Below are 22126 nucleotides of genomic sequence, written 5' to 3'. Positions count from 1 at the left end.
GCGCCGGGTCACCGGGCTGATCTAGCTACGCGCGACCCCCGCCCCCCTTGCTGGAGCAAATCGATAGGCGTTGACGCAGGTCAGCGCTTGATCAAGATGTCCGGGGTCACGTGTCGCGCGATCCGCCGCGTCGATCATGAATTGCGCGCGCTGATTTGCTTCGCGCGTACTCATTCACTCTGGCAAAGTGCCGCGCCCGTGGTGATGCCCGAACCACCACGGGCGCGGCGGTCCGGCGCCGGGAGACTGCGGCGCCGGGGTCCTAGTCATCGGTGTCGTCGGCGTCCGGCAGCGCGCGCCACAGCTCAAGGTCGAGACCTTCACGGCGCGTGTCGAGCGCATCGGCGAGCCGCTCGTACTCGGCGTCACGCGCCTGATCGTTGTGCTGCTTGACCTCACGCAGCATTTCGAATCCACTCATGCGCGAACTCCGACATCAACAACGAATGCGGACGGCTGGAATACCTGAACATCACCACGAAGCCAGGCAAGGAACGCAACCTGACCATTGTCCGCGTACCGCTCGCGCAGGAACTCGATACGGAATTCCGTGCGGATACCGATACCGAGCTGCGACCAGTCACCCGTGTAGATCTCCGAGCAGTCCGACGATGAGCCCACGGTGAGATTCACCGGGATCTGCTTTGTCGGCAGCATCGGAAGCATGTTCGCAGGCGGCTGAAGATAGGCATTCGTCGTTGCCTCCTTCAGCTTGGACAGGCTCGTACTCGTACGCGGCGCCTGGATATGGGCGCCCGGCTCGAAGTTGGCATTCCGTACGGCACCCACCGCGTCCAAATGGAAGTCGTAATTCGAAATGGCGGCCCCATTCGCCCCGTGCCCCGTGGTGGTGACCCCTGCCGTATTGAGTACCCCCCTAGGTTCCGGAGCGCTCCCCGTACCACGCAGGGCTACCCGGTCCATCTCAAGCGCGATCTGCTGAGCGAAACTGTTCGCGATGACGCCGGACGCCGACGGGTCGGAATCCTCGAAGAGTTCGACCGACATCGTCACAAGGCGATTCAGGGAGCGAGCCGTAAACGTCACCGAGTCGAATGTCATATCTGCCGCGGTGATGGCGGTATTCTCATTTCGCCATCCGGGAGAACCTTCCCCGATTAGGCGCGCGATTTTCAGAGTCTGCGCCGTCATCGGCACAAAGGTCGCGCCTGCCTGCGCAACCCGCATCTGATTGCGTGCAAGGTCGATGACGTTTCCGGCGAGCGGAGTCGGCACGAGATACCCGCCAGCCGAAAGAGTGCCCTCACTCAGGGCTTTACGCTCGGCGTCGGCATCCTTCCACTTCCCGGTGACCATGCCCCGGATGAGCTTGTCGAAGTTCAGGCCCTCGTGGTCGCGGTCGCCGTGGCCATTGTCGCGGCCCCACTGTGCGAATGACTGGTCCTTGCGGAGAGTATCGGCACCCTTGAGAGAGCGGCCCCCGGCGTGACTCCGTGCAGCAGGACGCGTGCCGTCGCCGGATTCGATGTCCACGCCTTCGGTGCCGCCGTCGAATGCGCGGGCCTTGGCTATCTGCTCGTCCAGCTTGGCCAGCGCGATGCTCAGGTTTCCGCCCCGGACCTTGTGTCCGGGCGTCACATCGCCGGGCGCCATGTCGGCAATGGCCTTGAGTTCCTTGTAGATACGGTCGCGCTTGGCGTTGAGCGCGTCGATCAGTTCGAGCGATTCGAGAATGTCCACGACTCACCTCGGAGTGCGCACGGAAAGGAGTGCCGCGATCGCGGCCGGGCACCCGAGGTGGAAACCAGCTCGGCGAGAGGGAGCGGCCCGACGTGGGCGAACCAGGTGGGGCATGACCCGCACCTCTCGAAGGTGACCTGATTCTACCCCGGCTGACGCCCCGTCACCCGGAATCGTCCGGCGCTTCGGCGCGTGCTGCGGCGGTGGCCGCCGCGTCCCATACGCGCCACGTGACGTCAGCGTTGCTGCGGCGCCGGTCGGCCTCGTGGGCGAGCTGCTCGGAGACCGCGCGCCGGTACAGCGGCGCCAACCTGACACCCCGTTCGGCGGCCAGCTCGTGATGCTCGCGGACCATGCGGAAGTGATCGAAGTCGCGCAGGAAGCGGCGGCGGTCGGCGGGGTCGGCGAGCGATTCCAGGGCGCGGCGCATCCCGGTCCGGTCGGGCGTCCAGTCGGTCATGGTCGGTACCTCCTAGCGATGTTGGACAGGCGGCCCTGTGCGGGCCGTCGGCGGTGGCGGCGGCGCCCGGGTGCCGGGGCGGGGCGCAGAGCGGTGGAGAGGGGCGACCAGGGAGGCGGGCGCTGCCCTTCCTGGTCGACCAGCGGGGCGGTGTAGCGGTGTCATCCGTCCAGCATCGGCAGTGCTTCCCAGTGAGTGCTTCCGCCTATAGGGATAGGCCCTATAAGTGATTCCGGAGCACTGGGAAGCGGTCTGGCCTGCGGCGCCAGTGCTACAGCGAGTGCTTCCCGAGTGATACGGAAGCACTGGGAAGCACTCACCGGAGCACTGCTCACCGCTGGTCGTGCTCGGGCTCTTCCAGTTCGCCCTGGACGCCCTCCTTCAGCTCGCGCTCGTGACGCTCCCAGTCCTCCGCGAGCCAGGCGACATGCGCCCTGCGCAGCCCTGGACGGATGACGATCCGGCCGTCCAGCTCGCCGACCTCGAACGCGGTCGCGGCGGCCTCGGCCCGGATGCCGAGCGCCTGAGCGGTGACCCGCTTCGACGGGTGCTTACCGGGGTTGTCCCGCAGCCACATGCACAGCTTGTCGGTGTCGCTGACCTTGTACGCGGACGGCTGTGCGAAGGCCGCGCCGGGCAGGGACAGCAGCCGCGTCTCGCGGTCGAACCCGAGGGGCGTCTCGTCGAGACTGACGTCACGGCCGTCCGCCTTGAGGCTGCGGATGCCGTGCTCGTCCTTGCCGTACGTCCATACCGCGTCGGGCCACTCGCCCCACCGCGAGGCGCCCCGGGCGTGGTCGCCGTTCAGGCCGGTGTGCACGGCAAGGAGGATGTTGCGCACCCCGGACTGTTCCTTGATGCGGTCCAGCGTCTCGGTGAAACTCTGCACGGCTTCGTTGGGGTCGGTGCGGCTCACGAAGCCGCTCATGGCCCGGTGCGCGGGGTCGAGAATCCACACCTCGATGCCGCGCGATCCGAGCCATTCCACGGCCCACTTCTCGTACGCCTCTGCCCGCAGGGAAAAGGCGGCTCCGCGCAGACCCAGCACATGCGCCCGGTCGGTCTTGCGGATACCCGCATCACGCAGCCAGGAACGCTGCTGACGGTCGCTCATCTCGTAGTTCCACAGCGCCACCGCGGCCGGGGTAACGGCCAGCCGGCCCAGGAATGGCTCACCGTCCGCGAAGGACCGCAGCACGTTCCCGAGGAGCGTCGTCTTACCCACCTTCTTGGGCGCGACCAGGGTCGCGTTCCCGTCGGTCGCCAGCAGTCCGTCTATGGCGTACGCGGGGCCCTCGTCGGGCACGGCGAGGAAGTCGCGCAGCATGAAGGAGCGCTCGTTCAGCTTGTCGATGGTGGTGGCGTTCTTTGCGGCGGCCTCCAGCTGGTCGCATTCGGCCTTGAGGGCGCGGTGTTCCATTTCGCGGCGGATCTCGTTCTTATGCGCCCTGTCCTTGTCCTGGATGACCAGCTTGACGCATTCCTCGAACTCGGCCCGCTGGTGATCCGGCACTAGCAGGCTGATCGCCGCGTATCTGACGTCGTCGTATTCGGCCGCCCGCGCGTGAGCCAGGGCGTCGAGTTGTGCGGGGGAAAGGCTGTGCGGCGGTGCACCCGCAGCGGGCGTTTGTGGAATGGGGTCGGCAGCGACGGGCGGCACCGGACCGTGAATGCATCCGGTGTACTGGCACTGCCCCTTGTACTGATTGTGCGCGCACAGCGCATAGGGCGGGGTCGTCATTCGGCACCCCCCTCGAAATCCCCGAGGACAATCAGGATCGGCCCCCCGGCCGCAGCAGCGGCACGCAGGACGTCGGGGGCGTCATCGACGGTGCCCCGCAGTACGGGACACGACGGATCGTGACCGACGTTCAGGTGATTGATGCCGAACTGGTCGACGCTCACCCCGAGACTTTCGCTGTGGCAGTGCCCGCATCGGTATGCGTCTGCGGCTTTCTGCGCCACGGCGTCAGGCCTGCGCTTGCGGGGGTCGCCGGAATTCGGCTTGCGTCGGCGGCTCATGACCGACCCCCTACGCGATAGGCCGGGCCCGTACGGGCGACGCGGAAGCGCGACCACAGTGAACTCAGCTGCTCGCAGGAAAGCCGGAACTGCCGACCCGTCAGCGGGCCGCAGGCAGCCTTGAAACGACGCAGAGTACGGCGGCGCATGCGACCCCACCGATAGGTCTGCACGTGGCTGTGGCACTTCTCGCAGGCGTGCCACGGGCCATGGAAGACGACGGACTCACCGGGGGCGTATTCGGGCCCCTGGAAGCTGGCTACGGGATAGATCCATTCGGCACCGCCGTTGCCGCAGAAGTCGCAGCGCAACCGCATGTCGCCGGGGGCGCGTAGGCTGGACGCATTCGACGCCGTGCCCTGGTCGCTCGAATTGGCCCCCGGCTGACTGCTCATCAGTCCGGGGGTCGCGGCGTTCTCAGGCCTCATCGCGGGCACCGCCGTTCATGCTCGGACGCAGGAGGTCGGCGAGTTTCGCGAGCTGGCTGGCCGTCAGTTCAGGCGCGGAGTCCACTATTTTCCGGATGTACGACTCGGCGTTCGCCGTCTTCAGGGCGCGGTCGATGTCGGTGGTGTCGGCGTCTGGGTAGTTCCGCTTTGTGGCAGCCTTTTTAGCCCGCAGGCGTCCTACTTCAGCCGGAACATTACGCTTGGAATTCAGTATCTCGGACAAGGGAATGAGACCTTCGCGACGAAACGAAAGGGATTCCCTGCGTGCCCGGAGCTGTGCTTACCACCCGACCGGGTGGGATCACTGGCATGACGCTCAAATGAAGCCGACGGCCCTTGCGCGTCCACGCGATGCCGCAAGGCAGCACCAGGCCGTACCGCTTCCGCAGGTGCGGGTTCCAGCGGGCCCTTAGATCCTAGGCAGGGCGCATAACGGTATGCAAGGGGTCAAGCGCCTGAATTGCTGATCATGCCGGGCGAGTTGGACTCATGCCTGATCAGCAAAGAGCCCCCGGCCGAAGCCGGGGGCTGAAGGTCTCGCGCGAGCGGTCCGTCTTGGCTCAACCGGCGCGCACCCACGTGATGCGCTCCAGTACCGTCGCCGTTTTGGCCACGGCCGAGACGGGGCGGATGCGGGGTTGCCCGATCACGTCAGGGCTGAGCAACAGGGCCGCTATGGCTCGCTGCGCCGCCATGGGGGTGCGTTCCCAACGGCCTGCGACGTCAGGACCAGGCTCAAACAGCGCACTGAGCCTGGTCGGGCGGACCAGCTTTCGCCGACTATCCTCCAGTTCCCCAATACGGGCCTCAAGCCGTTCGGCACGACGCGCGAAACGGCGCTCCTCACTCAAGGTCTCGGGCTGCGCCTGCTCGGTCTCCTGTAGATCAGCACGTGCCCTGGCGAGAGCATCACGGATCTCTCCCGATTCGTCCGACGAGTCTTCTGCGTCGAGGACGCGATAGACATCGGAGCGTGCCAGGTAACTCAGGATCACGCCGGGACGTTCGGCATCTCCGATAAGGATCTCGTCTACTTCGGCCTTCGAGATACGCCAGCACCCGCGCTTGCACTCATAGTTGATCTCCTTGGTGCGATACCGGACCGTGATCGCTCCCGTGCAGCCATCGCACGTGATCGCCCCGGTGAGCGCGTAATGGGCCCCGCCGGGGTTCCCCTTGATGCGGGACGGGTCAGAGATGATCTGCTGCACCTCGTAGAACAGGGCGTCGCTCACGAGACGGGGCCACGCCGCCTTGACCGTGCCGCCTTTCGTGTTCCTCAGGGCGATGTAGCAGACGTGGGTGACCAAGTCCCGCAAAGTCTGCGCCGACAGCGGCTTTCCGCGCCGCCCGACGATGCCGCGCGCAGCCCAATCCCGCTCGATCTCGCAGAAGGGGTCGTGGGCACGGACCCGCTCGAAGAGTTCGACGATCCACGGGGCCTCGACCGGATGGGCGTACTGCCGGACAGGGACGCGCTTGCCCCTCTTGATCTCGTACTCTCGCTCGAAGCCGAACGGGCAGATGCCGTGCGGCTTGCCGTCACGGATGTTCGCATCGATCCCCCTGCGGGTGCGAGCAGACAGGCGCCGCACCTCTATCTCGGAACTCACGCCGTCAGACAGCAGTGTCTCGCGGTCGCGGTAGTTCGAGGGGTCGTAAGTCCGGTCGTGGCTCGTAACGTGGATCAGGATGCCGCGGTCCTCGCACAGGTCCAGCAGCGTGGCCCATTCGCCCACCCGGCGAGAGCCCCGGCTCGACTCCCACAGCCACAGGATCTGAGCCTTGAACTGGTCGCTCCGCAGGTCCGCGATCAGCCGGTCGAAGTCGCCGCGCGCCTGCTTCGCGTACGGCGACGCGCTGCCTTGATCGCTGTATGGCACCCCGAGCGTGACACCCTCACTGGCAGACGCGCGACTGTTGTCGTCGTGCTGCTCGGTGATCGAGCGCTCGCCACGCGCGGAAACCCTCAAGTACTCGCGACCGACCATCCCTGACAGGCTGTTGACCATGGCTACCTCCCGGAACCCGCAGGACTCGCACATCCAGTGTGCGCCTACCTCCGAAGGTAGAAGGCCCCCTGTTCCGGGGCGGCCGACCGCTTTCCTCTTCGGTCTCTGCGCGCTGTTCTTCGCGCTCATCACCTGGCAGGTGATCGCCGACGGCCCCCTCCGCGACGCGGACGAGCGGCTCGGCCCCTGGATCACCGGAAGCCGTCTCCCGGACGGCGCCGCCGAATTCCTCGCCGATCTGGGCGGGGTCGCCGTAGCCGTGCCGGTCCTCGCCGCCGCCGTCGCTCACGCCTCCTGGCGCAGTCACCGCGCCGGTGCGTTCCGCTGGTGGCTGGCCCCGGCCGCCACCGCCGTGGCCATGGCCGCCGTCCCGCTCCTCGTGCTCCCGCTCAAGGAACTCATCGGGCGCACGGGCCCGCCCGGCATGGACGGCACCGGTTACTACCCGTCGGGCCACACCGCCACCGCCATGGTCGCCTACGGCGGGGCGGCGCTGCTCCTGCTGCCGTACCTGCGCGGCACGTACGCACGGCGTGAGCTGGTCATCGCCTGCGCCCTGGTGAACTTCGGGGTCGGTCTCGGGCTCGTGCGGCGCGGATATCACTGGCCGCTGGACGTCGTGGCCAGCTGGTGCCTGTTCGGGATGGTGCTCCAGGCGGTGGTGCTCGTCGTGGCGCGGTACGGCCGCCGTCCCGCCGCCGACGAGGACCCGAAGACGTACGGCCGGTCCGCTCAGCCCCCGAAGTAGCCGTCGAAGTTCTTCGAGAACTCCCAGTTGTTGAACCGGTCCCAGTTGATCGACCAGGTCATCAGGCCGCCCAGGCCCGGCCAGGTGCCGTGCGGCCGGTACGAGCCGCAGTTGGTGCCCTTGGTGAGGCAGTCCAGGGACTTGTTGACCTCGGCCGTGGAGACGTGGCCGTTGCCCGCGTTCGTCGACGCGGGCATGCCGATGGCCACCTTCTCCGGGGGCAGCGCCGGGAACACGTTGCTGGTGTCGCCCGCCACCGGGAAGCCCGTGAGCAGCATGTCGGTCATCGCGATGTGGAAGTCCGCGCCGCCCATGGAGTGGTACTGGTTGTCCAGGCCCATGATCGGGCCCGAGTTGTAGTCCTGGACGTGCAGCAGCGTGAGGTCGTCCCGCAGGGCGTGGATGACCGGCAGATAGGCGCCGGCGCGCGGGTCCTGGCCGCCCCATTTGCCTGTCCCGTAGAACTGGTATCCGAGCTGCACGAAGAAGGTCTCGGGGGCCATCGTGAGCGTGAAGCCGCTGCCGTACTTGGCCTTGAGGGTCTTCACCGCGGAGATGAGGTTCACGATCGACGGGGTCTTCGGGTTCTTGAAGTCCGTGTCGTCGGCGTTCAGCGAGAGGGAGTGCCCCTCGAAGTCGATGTCCAGGCCGTCGAGCCCGTACTCGTCGATGATCGCGGAGACCGAGGAGACGAAGGTGTCGCGGGCCTGCGCGGTGGTCAGCTGGACCTGGCCGTTCTGGCCGCCGATGGAGATCAGGACCTTCTTGCCGGCCGCCTGCTTGGCCTTGACCGCGGCCTTGAACTCGTCCTTGGACTCGACGCCGGGGCACTCCGTCCGCGGACAGAGGTCGAAGCGGATGTCGCCGGAGGTGGCGGAGGTCGGTTCGCCGAAGGCGAGGTCGATGATGTCCCAGCTGTCGGGGACGTCCGCGAGCCGGGTGTAGCCCGACCCGTTGGCGAAGCTGGTGTGGAGGTAGCCGACAAGGGTGTGATCGGCGGCCGCCTTTGGTCCGGGACCTGCCGACAGTGCCCGCGAAGGGCCCGCCGATGCCTCGGTGGCGAGCAGGCCGGACGCGGCGAGCGCGCAGGCCGTGGCCGCTGCCACGGTGCGACGTCTGAGATGACGCGACACGGAACGATCCACGACTGCCTCCGGGCATGGGGGGATGGAGGGTGGATCGCTCAATTTGGTCCAGACCAATCAAGTTGTCAAGGCCCCGTCAAGAACTGGGTGACTCCCCGTCCCTCGGGGCGAGTTGCGCCGCCGCCTCGTGCATCGCCAGTTCGAGCAGGGCCGGATCCGTGAGCGTGCCCGACCCGTCCGGCGACACGAGCCAGCGGACACCGCCCGTGGAGCGCCCCGGATACGGGACCACGATCCACGTGCCGCGCCCCGCGCCGCGTACGCCCGTGCCGATCCAGCGGGCCACCGTGCCCGCCGGCACGAAGAACCCCATGCGCGCGTCGCCGAAGTCGGCGAGCACCGGGCCCGGCCGGTCGATGCAGCGGGTCAGGACGTCAAGGGTGGGATAGCCGAGATCACCGGGAAGGATGAGTACGTCCCAGAGCCTGCCCGCGGGAAGGAGCGCCACCCCCAGGGGATTGCGCTCCCACTCCCAGCGGCAGGCCTCCGGATCCGGCGCCACCGACACGAGCCATTCGATCGCCGACTTCGTCCCCGAGTCCGTCATGGGGTCTCCCTCTTCCTGTGCGGCTTGCGTGCCTGACACAGGAGAGAGGGGGGTGCGCCCGGGGCGTTACGCGGGTTCGGGGAACTTGTTGACGAACCGTCGACAGACCACCGTCACGGCGGAGGCGGCGGCCCCCGGGGCGCCACCGGGGCGCACCCGGTCGGTCAGCTGTCGAAGCCCAGGCCCAGCTTGTCCATGGTCTTCAGCCACAGATTGCGCTTGCCGCCGTTCTCGTCCGCCCGGGCCAGGGACCACTTGGTCAGGGCCACGCCCGTCCACGCGAACGGCTCGGGCGGGAACGGCAGCGGCTTGGTGCGCACCATCTCCAGAGACGTACGCTCCGTGCGCTCGCCGGAGAGCAGGTCCAGCATCACGTCGGCACCGAAGCGCGTCGCCCCGACCCCGAGCCCGGTGTAACCCGCCGCGTACGCGACGCGCCCCGCGTGGGCCGTGCCGAAGAACGCCGAGAAGCGCGAGCACGTGTCGATCGCGCCGCCCCACGCGTGCGTGAACCGGACCCCCTCCAACTGCGGGAAGCAGGTGAAGAAGTGGCCCGCCAGCTTCGCGTACGTCTCGGGGCGGTCGTCGTGCTCGGCGCGCAGCTTGCCGCCGAACGGGTAGATCGCGTCGTAACCGCCCCACAGGATGCGGTTGTCGGCGGAGAGCCGGAAGTAGTGGAACTGGTTGGCGCTGTCGCCGAGGCCCTGGCGGTTCTGCCAGCCGATGGCCGCGAGCTGCTCCTCGGTCAGCGGCTCCGTCATCAGCGCGTAGTCGTAGACCGGGACGGTGTAGGCCCGCACGCGCTTGACCAGCGAGGGGAAGATGTTCGTGGCGAGCGCGACCTGGCGGGCGCGGATCCGGCCGTACGGCGTGCGCACGGCCATCCCCGCACCGGACGAGACCAGTTCGAGCGCGGGCGTGTGCTCGTAGAAGCGCACGCCCTTCTCCAGGCAGGCGCGCTTGAGGCCCCAGGCCAGCTTCGCCGGGTGGAGCATGGCGACGCCCTCGCGGTCCCAGAGGCCGCCGAGGAAGGTCGGCGAGTCGACGTGCGCCCGCACGGCGTCCGCGTCGAGCAGCTCGGAGCCCTCAGCGAGGCCGTGCTCCGCCATCTCCTCGTACATCTCGCGCAGTTCGGTGAGCTGGTGCGGCTGGGTGGCCACGTCGATCTCGCCGGTGCGCTCGAAGTCGCAGTCGATGGAGTAGCGCTTGACGGCGGCCTCGATCTCGTCGAGGTTGCGCGCGCCGAGCTCCTCCAGCTTGGCGATCTCGCCAGGCCAGCGGGACAGGCCGTTCGCGACGCCGTGCGTCAGGGACGCGGCGCAGAAGCCGCCGTTGCGGCCCGAGGCGGCCCAGCCCGCCTCTCGGCCCTCGACCAGGACCACGTCCCGGTCCGGGTTGCGCTCCTTGGCGATCAGGGCGGTCCACAGTCCGCTGTAGCCGCCGCCGACGACGAGCAGGTCGCACTGCTCGTCACCGGTGAGGGCGGGCTCGGGGCGGGGCTTGCCGGGGTCGTCCAGCCAGTACGACACCGGCTGGGCGTCGGAAAGTGACGTGGTCCAACGGGTCATGGCGCTTGGGGCCATGATTTCCACTCCTTCAGTGTTCTTGGCGCGATTGCTTGTTCTTGGCGCGCTTTCTCGTGCTCAACGCGCTTGCTTGTTGCGGCGCTTTCCGACGATCATTCCGCCGAGCACCAGGAGGACGGCGACGAGGAACATCGCCGTACCGATCACATTGATCTGAACGGGCGTACCGCGCTGTGCCGATCCCCAGACGAACATGGGGAACGTCACGGTGGAGCCCGCGTTGAAATTCGTGATGATGACGTCGTCGAAGGAGAGCGCGAAGGCGAGCAGCGCGCCCGCCGCGATGCCCGGTGCGGCGATCGGCAGCGTGACCCGGACGAAGGTCTGCACGGGGCCGGCGTAGAGGTCCTGTGCGGCCTGTTCCAGGCGCGGGTCCATGGACATCACGCGCGCCTTGACGGCGGTCACCACGAAGCTGAGGCAGAACATGATGTGGGCGATGAGGATCGTCCAGAAGCCCAGCTGGGCGCCCATGTTCAGGAAGAGCGTGAGCAGCGAGGCCGCCATGACGACCTCGGGCATCGCCATCGGCAGGAAGATCAGCGAGCTGACCGCGCCGCGCGCCCGGAAGCGGTAGCGCACGAGCGCGAAGGCGATCATCGTGCCGAGCAGGGTCGCGCCGATCGTCGCCCAGGTCGCGATCTGGAGGCTCAGGCTGAGCGAGCCGCACATGTCGGCGACACCGCAGGGGTCTTTCCAGGCGTCGAGCGAGAATTCCTGCCAGGCGTAATTGAAGCGGCCCTTCGGCTTGTTGAAGGAGAAGACCGTCACGACGACGTTCGGGAGCAGCAGATACGCGAGTGTCAGCAGACCCGCGATGACGACGAATTTGCCGCGGAGCCAGCGGAAGAAGGCAGCCATCAGACGAGATCCTCCGTCCCGGACTTGCGGATGTAGAAGGTGACCATGACGAGGATCGCCGCCATCAGGATGAAGGAGAGCGCCGCGGCCGTCGGATAGTCCAGGATGCGCAGGAACTGCGTCTGGATGACGTTGCCGACCATGCGGGTGTCGGTGGAGCCGAGCAGGTCGGCGTTCACGTAGTCGCCCGCCGCCGGGATGAAGGTGAGCAGTGTCCCGGAGACCACGCCCGGCATGGAGAGCGGGAAGGTCACCTTGCGGAACGTCGTGGACGGCTTGGCGTAGAGGTCGCCCGCCGCCTCGTGCAGCCGGCCGTCGATGCGCTCCAGGGAGGTGTAGAGCGGCAGGATCATGAACGGCAGGAAGTTGTACGTGAGGCCGCAGATCACCGCGAGCGGTGTGGCAAGGACCCGGTCGCCGTCCGTGACGCCGAGCCAGCTGGTGACGTCCAGGACGTGCAGCGTGTTGAGGGCGCCCACGACGGGGCCGCCGTCCGCGAGGATCGTCTTCCACGCCAGCGTACGGATGAGGAAGCTGGTGAAGAACGGCGCGATGACCAGGACCAGGATGAGGTTGCGCCAGCGGCCCGCGCGGAACGCGATCAGGTACGCGAGCGGATAGCCGAGCAGCAGGCACAGGATGGTGGCGGAGCCCGCGTACATCACCGAGCGCAGGAACTGCGGCCAGTAGTCGGTCAGCGCGTCCCAGTAGGTGGCGAAGTGCCAGGTGACCTTGAAGCCGTCTTCCAGGGAGCCGGTCTGGACCGAGGTCGAGGCCTGGTAGACCAGCGGCAGCGCGAAGAAGACGACGAGCCAGAGGATGCCGGGGAGCAGCAGCCAGTACGGGACGAACCGTCCGCGCTTGCGGATCTTGCGCGGCGCCTCGTCCGGCTCCTGCGCCGGGGGCGCTTTGGTGAGGGTGGTCGTCATGCGGAGGCGTCCTCCTCGACCTTCTCGACGCCCGCCTCGATGTCCTGGGCGGCGTCCAGGCCGAAGGTGTGCGCGGGGTTCCAGTGCAGGACGACGTCGACGCCGGGGACCAGGCGGGTGTCGCGCTCGATGTTCTGGGCGTAGACCTCGAACGCCTCGCAGATCGGGCTGTTGACGACGTACTGCGTGGAGACGCCGATGAAGCTGCTGTCGGCGATGCGGCCCGTGATGCGGTTGCGGCCCGCCGGGATCTGCCCCGCGTCGTCGGCGTGCGTGAGGGAGATCTTCTCGGGGCGTACGCCGAGGATGACCTTGCCGCCCGTGGTGGTGGGCGCCGAACATCGCGCGGCCGGCAGCGTGAGCTTGCCGTCGCCGGCCTTGAGGGTGAGGTCGTCGCCGCTGCGGCCCGCGATCTCGGCCTCTATGAAGTTCGAGGTACCGAGGAAGTTGGCGACGAAGGTGGTGCGGGGGTTCTCGTAGAGGTCGGCGGGGGCGCCGAGCTGTTCGACGCGGCCCGCGTTCATCACCGCGACCTGGTCGGCCATGGTCATGGCCTCCTCCTGGTCGTGCGTGACGTGGATGAAGGTGATGCCCACCTCGGTCTGGATGCGCTTGAGTTCGAGCTGCATCTGGCGGCGCAGCTTGAGGTCGAGGGCGCCGAGGGGCTCGTCGAGCAGAAGCACCTTGGGGTGGTTGATCAGGGCGCGGGCGACGGCGACGCGCTGCTGCTGGCCGCCGGAGAGCTGGTGGGGCTTCTTGCGGGCCTGCTCGCCGAGCTGCACGAGGTCGAGCATGTCGCCGACCTTGCCCTTCACCGACTTGATGCCGCGGCGGCGCAGGCCGAAGGCGACGTTCTCGAAGATGTCCAGGTGCGGGAAGAGGGCGTACGACTGGAAGACCGTGTTGACGGGCCGCTTGTACGGCGGCAGCGCCGTGACGTCCTGCTCGCCCAGGTGCACGGTGCCCGAGCTGGGCTCCTCCAGGCCCGCGATCATGCGGAGCGTGGTGGTCTTGCCACAGCCGGACGCGCCGAGCAGCGCGAAGAAGGAGCCCTGCGGCACGGTGAGGTCGAGGGGGCGGACGGCCGTGAAGGAGCCGTACGTCTTGCTGATCCCGGTGAGGCGGACGTCGCCGCCGTGTTCTGTAGCAGTCGTCATGGTGCGTCCAGGGGGTCTAGGGCCGAGGGAGTCGAGGGAGCCGGGGGAAGGAAGAGGGGTCAGGCACCGGTCAGCTTGGCGAACTTCTCCTCGTACGCCGTCTCTTCCTTCGGCGTCAGCGAGCGGAACCCGTGGGACTTCGCCGCCATCTCCTTGTCCGGCAGGATCAGCGGGTTCGCCGCGGCTTCCTTGTCGAGCTTCGCGAGCTCGGGGCGCACACCGTCCACGGGGCAGACGTAGTTGATGTACGCGGCCAGCCGCGCGGCGGGCTCGGGCTCGTAGTAGTAGTCGATGAGCCGCTCGGCGTTGGTCTTGTGACGTGCCTTGTTCGGGACCAGCAGGTTGTCCGTGGACGTGATGTAGCCCTGGTCCGGGATGTGGAAGGCGATGTCGGGGTTGTCGGCCTGGAGCTGCACGATGTCGCCCGCCCAGCCCAGGCACGCGGCGAGGTCGCCCTTGTCGAGGTCGGACGTGTAGTCGTTGCCCGTGAAGCGGCGGATCTGCTTCTTGTCGACGGCCTTCTGGAGGCGGGCGATGGCCGCGTCGAAGTCGTCGTCGGTGAACTTCGAGGGGTCCTTGCCCATGTCGATGAGCGTCATGCCGACGCTGTCGCGCATCTCGGAGAGGAACCCGACGCGCCCCTTGAGCTTCGGGTTGTCCAGGAGCTGCGACACCGAGGTGATCTCTTCGCCGTCGGTCGCCTTCTTGTTGTACGCGATGACGGTGGAGATGCCGGTCCAGGGATACGAGTAGGACCGCCCGGGGTCCCAGTCCGGGTCGCGGAACTGGGCGGCCAGGTTGGTGTACGCGTGCGGCAGGTTGGCCGGGTCCAGTTTCTGGACCCAGCCGAAGCGGATGAGCCGGGCGGCCAGCCAGTCGGTGACGCAGATGAGGTCGCGGCCGGTGTCCTGGCCCGCCGCGAGCTGCGGCTTGATCTTCCCGAAGAACTCGACGTTGTCGTTGATGTCCTCGGTGTACTTGACCGTGATGCCGGTGCGCTTCGTGAACGCCTCCAGGGTGGGGCGGCGTTCGTCGTCGTCGACGTCCATGTACTCGGTCCAGTTGGAGAAGGTGATCCGCTTCTCCTTGTCCGAGTGGTCCTCGGACGAGACGTCGCCCTGGCCTTTGCTCGCGGCCGGGATGCCGCAGGCGCCGAGTGTCCCGAGGCCGCCGATCGCGAACGCGCCGCCGGCGGAAGCGCGCAGCAGGGAGCGGCGGGTGAGGGAGGCCCTGCCGTTCCTGAGGCTGCGGTGCATGGCGGCCAGTTGGGCCGGGGACAGGCGGTCGGGCTCGTACTGCTCCATACGCTTGATCGCCCTTTCGGGAGGATGGCCGCTGGTCGGGCGGCTGCTGGCTATCGGTCCCCGAAGATCGTGCGGTGCCAGTCCTTGCGGACCACCGCGGTGTTGTCGAACATGACGTGCTTGACCTGCGTGTACTCCTCGAAGGAGTAGGCGGACATGTCCTTGCCGTAGCCGGATGCCTTGTATCCGCCGTGCGGCATCTCGCTCAGGATCGGGATGTGGTCGTTGACCCACACGCAGCCCGCCTTGATCTCGCGGGTGGCGCGGTTGGCTCGGAAGACGTCGCGGCTCCAGGCGGAGGCGGCGAGGCCGTACGGGGTGTCGTTGGCGAGCCTGATCCCCTCCTCGTCGGAGTCGAAGGGCAGCGCGACGAGGACCGGGCCGAAGATCTCGGACTGGACGATCTCGCTGTCCTGGGCGGCGTCGGCGATGAGGGTCGGCTTGTAGAAGGCCCCGGGGTGGTCGAGGGCCTCGCCGCCGGTGACCACGCGCGCGTAGGAGCGTGCCCGGTCGACGAAACCGGCGACGCGGTCACGGTGGACGTGCGAGATGAGCGGCCCGAGGTCGGTGTCGTCGGCGAAGGGATCACCCAGCCGTACGGTCTCCATGAGCGCCGCGACGCCGTCCACGAAGGCGTCGTACAGCGGACGCTGCACGTACGCGCGCGTGGCGGCCGTGCAGTCCTGCCCGGTGTTGATGAGCGCGCCGGCGACCGCGCCGTGGACGGCGGCTTCCAGGTCGGCGTCGTCGAAGACGACGAAGGGCGCCTTGCCGCCGAGCTCCAGGTGCAGCCGCTTCACGGTGGCGGTGGTGATCTCCGCGACGCGCTTGCCGACGCCGGTGGAGCCGGTGAAGGAGGTCATCGCGACGTCCGGGTGGCCCACGAGCCGCTCGCCCGCGTCGCGTCCGGCGCCGCTGACGATGTTGACGACACCGTCCGGGATGCCCGCCTCGGTGGCGGCCTGCGCGAAGAGCAGCGAGGTGAAGGGGGTCAGCTCGGCTGGCTTGAGGACGATCGTGTTGCCCGCGGCGATGGCGGGCAGCACCTTCCAGGCCGCCATCTGGAGGGGGTAGTTCCAGGGGGCGATGGAGCCGACGACACCGATGGGCTCCCGCCGTACGTACGAGGTGTGGTCACCGGAGTACTCACCGGCCGACTGGCCCTGGAGGTGCCGGGCCGCGCCCGCGAAGAAAGCGGCGTTGTCGACCGTGCCGGGGACGTCGAACTCCCGGCTGAGCTTGATGGGCTTGCCGCACTGGAGCGACTCGGCCTGCGCGAACTCCTCCGCGCGCTCGGCCAGTACGCCGGCGAAGCGGTGCAGGGCGTCGGAGCGCTCGCCGGGGGTCGCGCCGGCCCATGCGGGGAAGGCGTGCGCGGCGGCGGCCACCGCGGCGTCGACGTCCTTCTCGCCCGCGAGTTCGTACCGGTGGACCTCGTCACCGGTGGCCGGGTCGACGACGGCGTGCGAGCGGCCCGATGTGCCCTGGGTCAGCCGTCCGGCGATGTACTGCGCGCCTTCCGCGAAGTGGTCCTGCGCCTGGAAGTTGTGCATGACGCTCTCCTCCGCCGTCGCCCCCGTCCCAGGGGGTCGGCGTAGCTCCAGATCGATTTGAGTGCCGATCCTGACAGAGCAGTGGTACTCCAACAAGTGATTCCGTTGTTGCCTTTTGGTTACGCGACGGAATCTGTCGACCAGGTGTCGAGTTGTCCTGGAAAACCCAGGACGGAATGTCAGTGGTGCGTGCCAGACTCGCGTGTATGACGAAGATCGACTCGGTGAACACGCTGGTCGCGTCGGTCCGGGCGGGCGAGCGGGTGAAGTTTCTGCACTTCTGGGGTCACCGGCCGCGGCAGGACGGGACGCTCGGTTCCAGCTGCCTGAGCCAGTGGTGGCCGTCGCCCTTCACCGTGGACGGGGTGGCGTACGGGACGGCGGAGCACTGGATGATGGCGGCCAAGGCCCGCCTCTTCTCCGACGCGGAGGCGGAGGCCGCGGTCCTCGCGGCGCGGACGCCCGCCGAGGCGAAGAAGGCGGGGCGGCTTGTGCGGGGCTTCGACGGGGAGATCTGGGCGCGGGAGCGGTTCGGGGTCGTGGTGGAGGGCAGCGTGCACAAGTTCGCGTCCTCGGCCGCGCTCTCTTCGTACCTGCTCGGCACGGGGTCCCGGGTCCTGGTGGAGGCGAGCCCGCTGGACCGCGTCTGGGGAATAGGCCTGGCGGCCGACGACGAACGCGCCCAGAACCCGGAGCAGTGGCTGGGGGAGAACTTGCTGGGCTTCGCTTTGATGGAGGCACGGGAGAGGTTGTCGACGGGGGCGGCGGGGGCTGGGGCTGCCGGAGCTGGGGATGGGGGTGCGGGGGCCTGAGGTGTGCTGGTGGGGGTGCGGGGGCCTGAGGTGTGCTGGTGGGGGTGGGTGCTTGGGGTCGGCGGTTGAGGCTTGAGTTGGTGGGCGCGGGTTGAGCTGGTGGGCGCGGGGCTGGAGCTGGTGCCCGGGGCTTGAGCTGGTGGGCGAGCGCTCGGGAGCTCGGGAGTAGGTGTCGTCGGTGTGACCGGCCGGGGCTGAGCCTGCCGCTCGGGGGCTCGGGCCCACCGGCGGAGGCGGAGGCTAGGACCGCCGGTCGCGGACTCCGGCCGCCTGTTGAGCCACTCGGGGGTCGGGTCCATCGGGGGAGGCGGATCGGAGGGCACGGGGCCCGGTGGAGGCCAGAGCGGCGCTTGGGGGCTTTAGGGCGCCGGTGGGGTGCTCAGGGGGCCGCCGGTGCGGATGCCACGTACGTGATGGGCGCGGGCGCCGCCGCCGCGTCCTCCTCGAAGACGTCGTCCGGGACCACGATCAGCACCACCAGCAGTGCCACCCCCAGGACGACGCCCGCCACCCCGCAGATGATCCCGGCCAGCGCCTGCCCCGGGTTCGTCGCCTCGCCGCGCCGCGCCTTCCCGCGCCCGATCGCCCCGAAGATGATCGCGAGCACGCCGAGCACGATCGCCAGGGGCCAGAGGCAGAAGACGACCGCCGAGATGATCCCGAGGACCAGGGCGGTCACGCCCATCCCGTTGGAAGGCGCCATCGGCATCGCGGGCCAGCCGTACCCGGCGGCGCCCTGCCCCTGGTAGCCCGGGTAGCCGGGGTAGCCGTACGGCACCTGCCCCGGCCCCTCGGGCCCCATCGGAGGCGGCGGCACCGGCTCACCCTGGCCCTGCGCCTGCCCCTGCCCCTGGGCCTGCCCCTGTCCCTGCCCAGGCCCCTGCGGCGGCGCGAAGGGACCGGCACCCGGCCCGGGGTATCCGGAAGCAACCGTCGACTGATCCTGCGGGGACGCCGCGGAGGACGGCGACGGCGCGGCCCAAGGATCCCGCTTCTCCAGCGGCACCGCCGCCCCGGAAGGCACCCCCGAAGAGTTCCCGGAAGGCACCCCGGAAGCCCCCGCTCCCCCGCCCCCGCGCGGCGCAGCCGAACCCTCCTCCGGCGGAGCCCACGGGTCCCGCTCCTCGGGCGTACCCGATCCCGCCGAACCCTCGGACATTCCGCGTCACCTCTTTCGTACGTTCCGTCATGCTACGGCCATCGCCCGCGGCCATCACTCTGCCCCGAACCCCCGCCACTTACGATGATCCCCGACCCACCGATCAGCCGATCAATTCCGTTCCTGGGGAGGAAACCGTGACCGATCAGCGCAGCACCTCTGAGCCACACGACCCGCACGCCTTCATCGCAGGACTGCCGAAGGCGGAACTGCACGTGCACCACGTCGGCTCGGCGTCCCCCCGCATCGTCTCGGCCCTCTCCGCCCGCCACCCCGACTCCAAGGTGCCCACGGACGTCGAGGCCCTCACCGACTTCTTCACGTTCACGGACTTCGCCCACTTCATCCAGGTGTACCTCTCGGTCGTGGACCTGGTCCGCACCCCGGACGACGTACGGCTGCTCACGTTCGAGATCGCCCGCGACATGGCCCGGCAGAACATCCGCTACGCCGAGCTGACCGTCACCCCCTTCAGCTCCGTGCGCCGCGGCATCGACGACCGCGCCTTCATGGACGCCATAGAGGACGCCCGCAAGGCGGCCGAGGCCGAGCTCGGCGTCGTACTGCGCTGGTGCTTCGACATCCCGGGCGAGGCGGGCCTGGAATCCGCCGAGGAGACCGTGCGGCTGGCGACCACCGACACGCTGCGCCCCGAGGGCCTGGTCTCCTTCGGGCTCGGCGGCCCCGAGATCGGCGTGCCGAGGCCGCAGTTCAAGCCGTACTTCGACCGCGCGATCGCGGCGGGCCTGCACTCCGTCCCGCACGCGGGCGAGACCACGGGGCCGCAGACGATCTGGGACGCCCTCACCGACCTGCGCGCCGAGCGCATCGGCCACGGCACCAGCGCCGCCCAGGACCCGAAGCTCCTCGCCCACCTCGCCGAGCACCGCATCCCGCTCGAGGTCTGCCCGACGTCGAACATCGCGACGCGCGCCGTCGCCACCCTCGACGAACACCCCATCAAGCAGTTCGTCGCCGCCGGGGTCCCGGTCACCATCAACTCCGACGACCCGCCGATGTTCAGCACCGACCTCAACAACGAGTACGCGATCGCCGCCCGCCTCCTCGGCCTCGACGAGCGCGGCATCGCGGACCTCGCGAAGAACGCCGTCGAGGCGTCGTTCCTCGACCCGGCGGGCAAGGCGAAGATCGTCGCGGAGATCGACACGTACACCCGCACCTGGCTCGCCCCCTAGCCCGGCACCACAATGGGCCCATGCGCACCGTGACAGCCGTGGCCCACCGAGGCGATCCCTACCGCGTCCGCGAGAACACCCTCCCGTCCCTGCGCTCCGCCTTCGCGCGGGGCGCGGACGCGGTGGAGATCGACGTCCGTCTCAGCCGGGACGGCGTCCCCGTCCTGCTGCACGACGCGTCCCTCAAACGCCTGTGGGAACTGGACCGCCCCTTGTCCGCGCTCTCCGCGGACGAGGTGCGCGGCCTCACCGAGAACGGCGTACCCACGCTGGAGGAAGCCGTCGCGGCGACCGAGGGCCACCGGCTGATGGTCGATCTGCCGGGTGCGACGCCCGCGTCCGTGCGCGCGGTCGTCGGTGCCATCGCCGACTGCGGGGCGTCCGACCGGACGTACTACTGCGCGGGCGCCCGCACGATGCTCGCGGTGCGCGCGGTGGATCCCGCCGCCGAGATCGCCCTGACCTGGACGAGCCTGGCCCCGCCGCGCCAGGCCGTGCTCGACGCGATCAAGCCCCGCTGGCTCAACTACCGCTTCTCGCTGCTCCACCGTGAACTCGTCGTGCAGGTGCAGCGCCAAGGCATGCTCGTCTCGGCCTGGACCCCGGACACCCGACGCTCGATGCGGCGCCTCATCGACATCGGCGTGGACTCGATCACGACGAACCGCGTCGACACGCTGCACGCCCTGCGCGGGCGGTCCGGGGGCGCGCTCTCGTAGCCGGGCGGTCCCTCAACTAGCTTGTGGGGCATGGGGAACAGCGACGGCGACAAACGGGAAGAGCCGCTCTTCGTGTACGAGCGGGACGAACGGGGGTACCGCGGCCACCGCCTCAATCCGCGGCACCCCATCGGCCTCATGCTGACGGTCGCCCTCTTGGTCGGCATCGTCCTGGTCATCCTGCTCATGGCGACGTGAGGCCGCGCCCGCCACTTCCGCCTCACCCCAACCCACTCCACTCCGCTCTACTCCTCTCCACCCCTCTCCACCCCTAGGGGACAACCCGCCAAGGCCCCTGACCCACCGGCACGTTGACCCCTCAGGGAACCCCGGGCGCCCGCCCTCCCCAGAGAGGATCCGCGCCGGCCGGGCGATCACCAGGATGGGCTGCACGCATTCCGCACCGCAGCCACCTGGAGCCCTCTCGTGCAGTTTCCCGCCCGTGCCGCTCTCGCCGCCGCCCTCGTCATCGGCCTGACCGGCGCCGCGACCGCGCCCTCCCTCGCACTCGCCGAGGCGCACTCCTCCGCGCGAGGCGCCGCCGCCACGGTGGACCCGCACGACTCCGCGCCGAACGGCAAGGCGCTGCGCGACGCGATCAAGGGGCTCCCGAACGCCGACGCGACCGCCGCCCTGGTCCGCGTGGGCGGCACGGACGGAACCTGGCGCGGCAGTTCTGGCGTACACGACCTGGTCACGGAGAGAAAGGCGGACCCGCACGGGCGTTTCCGCGCCGGGTCGACGACGAAGATCGTGACCGCAGCCGTGGCGCTGCAACTGGCCGCCGAGGGGCGCCTGGACCTCGACAAGCCGGTGCAGCACTACATGCCGGACCTGTTCGAGGAGCCGACGCAGGACCGGGAGCGGGGGCAGGAGGACGGCCAGGAGCGGACGTTCAAGCCCATCCCCGTCCGCAGCCTCCTCAACTACACCAGCGGCCTGCCGTCGAGCGACGGCTTCGACGACGAACTCGCGCACCGCTACGACACGCTGGACTACCGCGAGGTCGTCGCGTCGGCCATCGCCAAGGGTCCCGAACACGACCCCGGGGACGAGCAGCACTACCGCAACATCGGCTACACCGTGCTCGGCATGCTCATCGAGCGCGTCACCAAGGACTCGTACGCCGACCAGGCCGCGCAGCGGATCTTCAAGCCCCTCCGCATGCGTGACACCTACTTCCCCGGCACCGAACTCCGCATCCGCGGCCCGCACAACCGCGGCTACCAGAGCGTGAAGCAGCCGGACGGCACCACCCGGCTGGTCGACGTCACCGAGTGGAACCAGTACGACCGCTTCGCGGCGGGCGACATGATCTCCTCCACCGCCGACCTGGAGGTCTTCACGCAGGCGCTGTTCGGCGGAGAGGTCGTGCCGCGGCCGCAGTTGAAGGAGATGTTCACGCTGCCCGAGCTGGCGCCGGGCGAACCCGAGGCCGTCTTCGGGGCGGGTCTCCAGCGGATGAACCTCGACGAGAACAGCGGGGATGGCGGGGACAACGGGGATGGCAGGGATGGCGAGGGTCTTGGGGACAGCGGGGACAGCGGGGACAGCGGGGACAGTGGGGACAGTGGGGACAACGTGGTCTGGCTCAAGACCGGCTCGCGCTACGGCTACAGCAACATGATCGCCTCCACCGAGAGCGGTTCACGGACGCTCGCCTACTCGGTCAACGCGACCGACGCCAAGGGCAAGGACATGAACCCGGTCGCCGAGCGGATCGCCTGGGCCGCGATGACCCGGGACTGAGGGCCCCCGGACCCCAC

Annotated in this window: 21 protein-coding genes and 1 pseudogene; 6 read left to right on the top strand and 16 right to left on the bottom strand. The window is 68.9% G+C overall.

The window, feature by feature from the left end:
- Positions 1 to 262: 262 nt before the first annotated feature.
- The 7 genes from QBL25_RS29445 to QBL25_RS29415 all read right to left on the bottom strand — a co-directional run bounded on the left by QBL25_RS29445 (position 263) and on the right by QBL25_RS29415 (position 6644).
- A complete protein-coding gene (locus QBL25_RS29445) occupies positions 263 to 421 on the bottom strand; it encodes a hypothetical protein (RefSeq protein WP_409059966.1) in 159 nt (52 codons plus the stop codon).
- Complete coding sequence (locus QBL25_RS29440) at positions 418 to 1701, bottom strand: phage major capsid protein (protein ID WP_409059965.1); 1284 nt, start codon at positions 1699 to 1701, stop codon at positions 418 to 420. Before QBL25_RS29440 ends, QBL25_RS29445 begins: the two co-directional genes overlap by 4 nt.
- Positions 1702 to 1864: 163 nt before the next feature.
- A complete protein-coding gene (locus QBL25_RS29435) occupies positions 1865 to 2161 on the bottom strand; it encodes a hypothetical protein (protein WP_409059964.1) in 297 nt (98 codons plus the stop codon).
- Between the two features lie 331 nt (positions 2162 to 2492).
- Positions 2493 to 3674 (bottom strand): AAA family ATPase, encoded by a 1182-nt coding sequence (locus tag QBL25_RS29430; protein WP_409059963.1) that lies wholly within the window; start codon positions 3672 to 3674, stop codon positions 2493 to 2495.
- A gap of 224 nt (positions 3675 to 3898) precedes the next feature.
- Entirely contained in the window at positions 3899 to 4066 is a 168-nt protein-coding gene (locus QBL25_RS29425) for a hypothetical protein (protein WP_409059962.1), read from the bottom strand.
- Positions 4067 to 4600: 534 nt separating this feature from the next.
- Positions 4601 to 4855 carry a hypothetical protein gene (locus QBL25_RS29420; protein WP_409059961.1) on the bottom strand — a complete coding sequence of 85 codons (255 nt, stop codon included), beginning with the start codon at positions 4853 to 4855 and terminating at the stop codon, positions 4601 to 4603.
- A 337-nt stretch (positions 4856 to 5192) separates the two neighbouring features.
- Positions 5193 to 6644: a recombinase family protein gene (locus QBL25_RS29415; protein ID WP_409059960.1), complete on the bottom strand. Its 1452-nt coding sequence runs from the start codon at positions 6642 to 6644 to the stop codon at positions 5193 to 5195.
- Between QBL25_RS29415 and QBL25_RS29410 the strand changes: the two genes are divergently transcribed.
- The gene (locus QBL25_RS29410; protein ID WP_409059959.1) at positions 6643 to 7392 is read left to right on the top strand and encodes a phosphatase PAP2 family protein; all 750 of its coding nucleotides are present in this window, start codon (positions 6643 to 6645) and stop codon (positions 7390 to 7392) included. The two genes, QBL25_RS29415 and QBL25_RS29410, sit on opposite strands and share 2 nt — an antisense overlap.
- Here QBL25_RS29410 and QBL25_RS29405 read toward each other — a convergent pair.
- From QBL25_RS29405 to QBL25_RS29370, 8 genes and pseudogenes are all read right to left on the bottom strand, one after another.
- Positions 7377 to 8384: pseudogene (locus QBL25_RS29405) on the bottom strand (chitinase); the annotation flags it as partial. The gene QBL25_RS29410 and the pseudogene QBL25_RS29405 sit on opposite strands and share 16 nt — an antisense overlap.
- Before the next feature lie 229 nt (positions 8385 to 8613).
- Positions 8614 to 9084, bottom strand: a complete 471-nt coding sequence (locus QBL25_RS29400) for a hypothetical protein (protein ID WP_409059958.1) — start codon at positions 9082 to 9084, stop codon at positions 8614 to 8616.
- 164 nt (positions 9085 to 9248) lie between these two features.
- Positions 9249 to 10667: an NAD(P)/FAD-dependent oxidoreductase gene (locus tag QBL25_RS29395; protein WP_409059957.1), complete on the bottom strand. Its 1419-nt coding sequence runs from the start codon at positions 10665 to 10667 to the stop codon at positions 9249 to 9251.
- Positions 10668 to 10727: 60 nt separating this feature from the next.
- Entirely contained in the window at positions 10728 to 11531 is an 804-nt protein-coding gene (locus QBL25_RS29390; protein WP_409059956.1) for an ABC transporter permease, read from the bottom strand.
- A complete protein-coding gene (locus tag QBL25_RS29385) occupies positions 11531 to 12460 on the bottom strand; it encodes an ABC transporter permease (RefSeq protein ID WP_409059955.1) in 930 nt (309 codons plus the stop codon). Before QBL25_RS29385 ends, QBL25_RS29390 begins: the two co-directional genes overlap by 1 nt.
- Complete coding sequence (locus QBL25_RS29380; RefSeq protein WP_409059954.1) at positions 12457 to 13617, bottom strand: ABC transporter ATP-binding protein; 1161 nt, start codon at positions 13615 to 13617, stop codon at positions 12457 to 12459. Before QBL25_RS29380 ends, QBL25_RS29385 begins: the two co-directional genes overlap by 4 nt.
- A gap of 59 nt (positions 13618 to 13676) precedes the next feature.
- The gene (locus QBL25_RS29375; protein WP_409059953.1) at positions 13677 to 14921 is read right to left on the bottom strand and encodes a PotD/PotF family extracellular solute-binding protein; all 1245 of its coding nucleotides are present in this window, start codon (positions 14919 to 14921) and stop codon (positions 13677 to 13679) included.
- A gap of 50 nt (positions 14922 to 14971) precedes the next feature.
- Positions 14972 to 16474, bottom strand: coding sequence for a gamma-aminobutyraldehyde dehydrogenase (locus tag QBL25_RS29370; RefSeq protein ID WP_409059952.1), 1503 nt, complete (start codon positions 16472 to 16474; stop codon positions 14972 to 14974).
- A 176-nt stretch (positions 16475 to 16650) separates the two neighbouring features.
- On the opposite strand from QBL25_RS29370, the gene QBL25_RS29365 reads away from it, so the two are divergent.
- Positions 16651 to 17286: an NADAR family protein gene (locus QBL25_RS29365; protein WP_409059951.1), complete on the top strand. Its 636-nt coding sequence runs from the start codon at positions 16651 to 16653 to the stop codon at positions 17284 to 17286.
- A 379-nt stretch (positions 17287 to 17665) separates the two neighbouring features.
- Here QBL25_RS29365 and QBL25_RS29360 read toward each other — a convergent pair whose 3' ends face one another.
- Complete coding sequence (locus QBL25_RS29360) at positions 17666 to 18103, bottom strand: DUF4190 domain-containing protein (RefSeq protein ID WP_409059950.1); 438 nt, start codon at positions 18101 to 18103, stop codon at positions 17666 to 17668.
- Positions 18104 to 18582: 479 nt separating this feature from the next.
- Between QBL25_RS29360 and QBL25_RS29355 the strand changes: the two genes are divergently transcribed.
- The 4 genes from QBL25_RS29355 (at position 18583) to QBL25_RS29340 (ending at position 22109) form a co-directional block, all read left to right on the top strand.
- Positions 18583 to 19641, top strand: a complete 1059-nt coding sequence (locus tag QBL25_RS29355; RefSeq protein WP_409059949.1) for an adenosine deaminase — start codon at positions 18583 to 18585, stop codon at positions 19639 to 19641.
- A gap of 20 nt (positions 19642 to 19661) precedes the next feature.
- The gene (locus QBL25_RS29350) at positions 19662 to 20360 is read left to right on the top strand and encodes a glycerophosphodiester phosphodiesterase (RefSeq protein ID WP_409059948.1); all 699 of its coding nucleotides are present in this window, start codon (positions 19662 to 19664) and stop codon (positions 20358 to 20360) included.
- 30 nt (positions 20361 to 20390) lie between these two features.
- Positions 20391 to 20558 (top strand): hypothetical protein, encoded by a 168-nt coding sequence (locus QBL25_RS29345; RefSeq protein ID WP_409059947.1) that lies wholly within the window; start codon positions 20391 to 20393, stop codon positions 20556 to 20558.
- Between the two features lie 228 nt (positions 20559 to 20786).
- Positions 20787 to 22109, top strand: a complete 1323-nt coding sequence (locus tag QBL25_RS29340; RefSeq protein ID WP_409059946.1) for a serine hydrolase domain-containing protein — start codon at positions 20787 to 20789, stop codon at positions 22107 to 22109.
- The last annotated feature ends 17 nt before the right edge of the window (positions 22110 to 22126 follow it).

Source organism: Streptomyces sp. SYP-A7185, from assembly GCF_046103685.1.
In the GTDB taxonomy this organism is placed as follows: Bacteria; Actinomycetota; Actinomycetes; order Streptomycetales; family Streptomycetaceae; genus Streptomyces.
Note: the sequence above shows the minus strand (reverse complement) of the source record. Positions and strands in the feature narration are given on the sequence as shown.

What these genes read in the sequence shown, in the direction of transcription:
- QBL25_RS29445 (WP_409059966.1), bottom strand. Translation starts at nt 421, where the DNA reads ATGAGTGGATTCGAAATGCTGCGTGAGGTCAAGCAGCACAACGATCAG.
- QBL25_RS29435 (WP_409059964.1), bottom strand. Translation starts at nt 2,161, where the DNA reads ATGACCGACTGGACGCCCGACCGGACCGGGATGCGCCGCGCCCTGGAA.
- QBL25_RS29410 (WP_409059959.1), top strand. Translation starts at nt 6,643, where the DNA reads ATGGCTACCTCCCGGAACCCGCAGGACTCGCACATCCAGTGTGCGCCT.
- QBL25_RS29415 (WP_409059960.1), bottom strand. Translation starts at nt 6,644, where the DNA reads ATGGTCAACAGCCTGTCAGGGATGGTCGGTCGCGAGTACTTGAGGGTT.
- QBL25_RS29400 (WP_409059958.1), bottom strand. Translation starts at nt 9,084, where the DNA reads ATGACGGACTCGGGGACGAAGTCGGCGATCGAATGGCTCGTGTCGGTG.
- QBL25_RS29395 (WP_409059957.1), bottom strand. Translation starts at nt 10,667, where the DNA reads ATGGCCCCAAGCGCCATGACCCGTTGGACCACGTCACTTTCCGACGCC.
- QBL25_RS29390 (WP_409059956.1), bottom strand. Translation starts at nt 11,531, where the DNA reads ATGGCTGCCTTCTTCCGCTGGCTCCGCGGCAAATTCGTCGTCATCGCG.
- QBL25_RS29385 (WP_409059955.1), bottom strand. Translation starts at nt 12,460, where the DNA reads ATGACGACCACCCTCACCAAAGCGCCCCCGGCGCAGGAGCCGGACGAG.
- QBL25_RS29380 (WP_409059954.1), bottom strand. Translation starts at nt 13,617, where the DNA reads ATGACGACTGCTACAGAACACGGCGGCGACGTCCGCCTCACCGGGATC.
- QBL25_RS29375 (WP_409059953.1), bottom strand. Translation starts at nt 14,921, where the DNA reads ATGGAGCAGTACGAGCCCGACCGCCTGTCCCCGGCCCAACTGGCCGCC.
- QBL25_RS29370 (WP_409059952.1), bottom strand. Translation starts at nt 16,474, where the DNA reads ATGCACAACTTCCAGGCGCAGGACCACTTCGCGGAAGGCGCGCAGTAC.
- QBL25_RS29365 (WP_409059951.1), top strand. Translation starts at nt 16,651, where the DNA reads ATGTCAGTGGTGCGTGCCAGACTCGCGTGTATGACGAAGATCGACTCG.
- QBL25_RS29350 (WP_409059948.1), top strand. Translation starts at nt 19,662, where the DNA reads ATGCGCACCGTGACAGCCGTGGCCCACCGAGGCGATCCCTACCGCGTC.
- QBL25_RS29345 (WP_409059947.1), top strand. Translation starts at nt 20,391, where the DNA reads ATGGGGAACAGCGACGGCGACAAACGGGAAGAGCCGCTCTTCGTGTAC.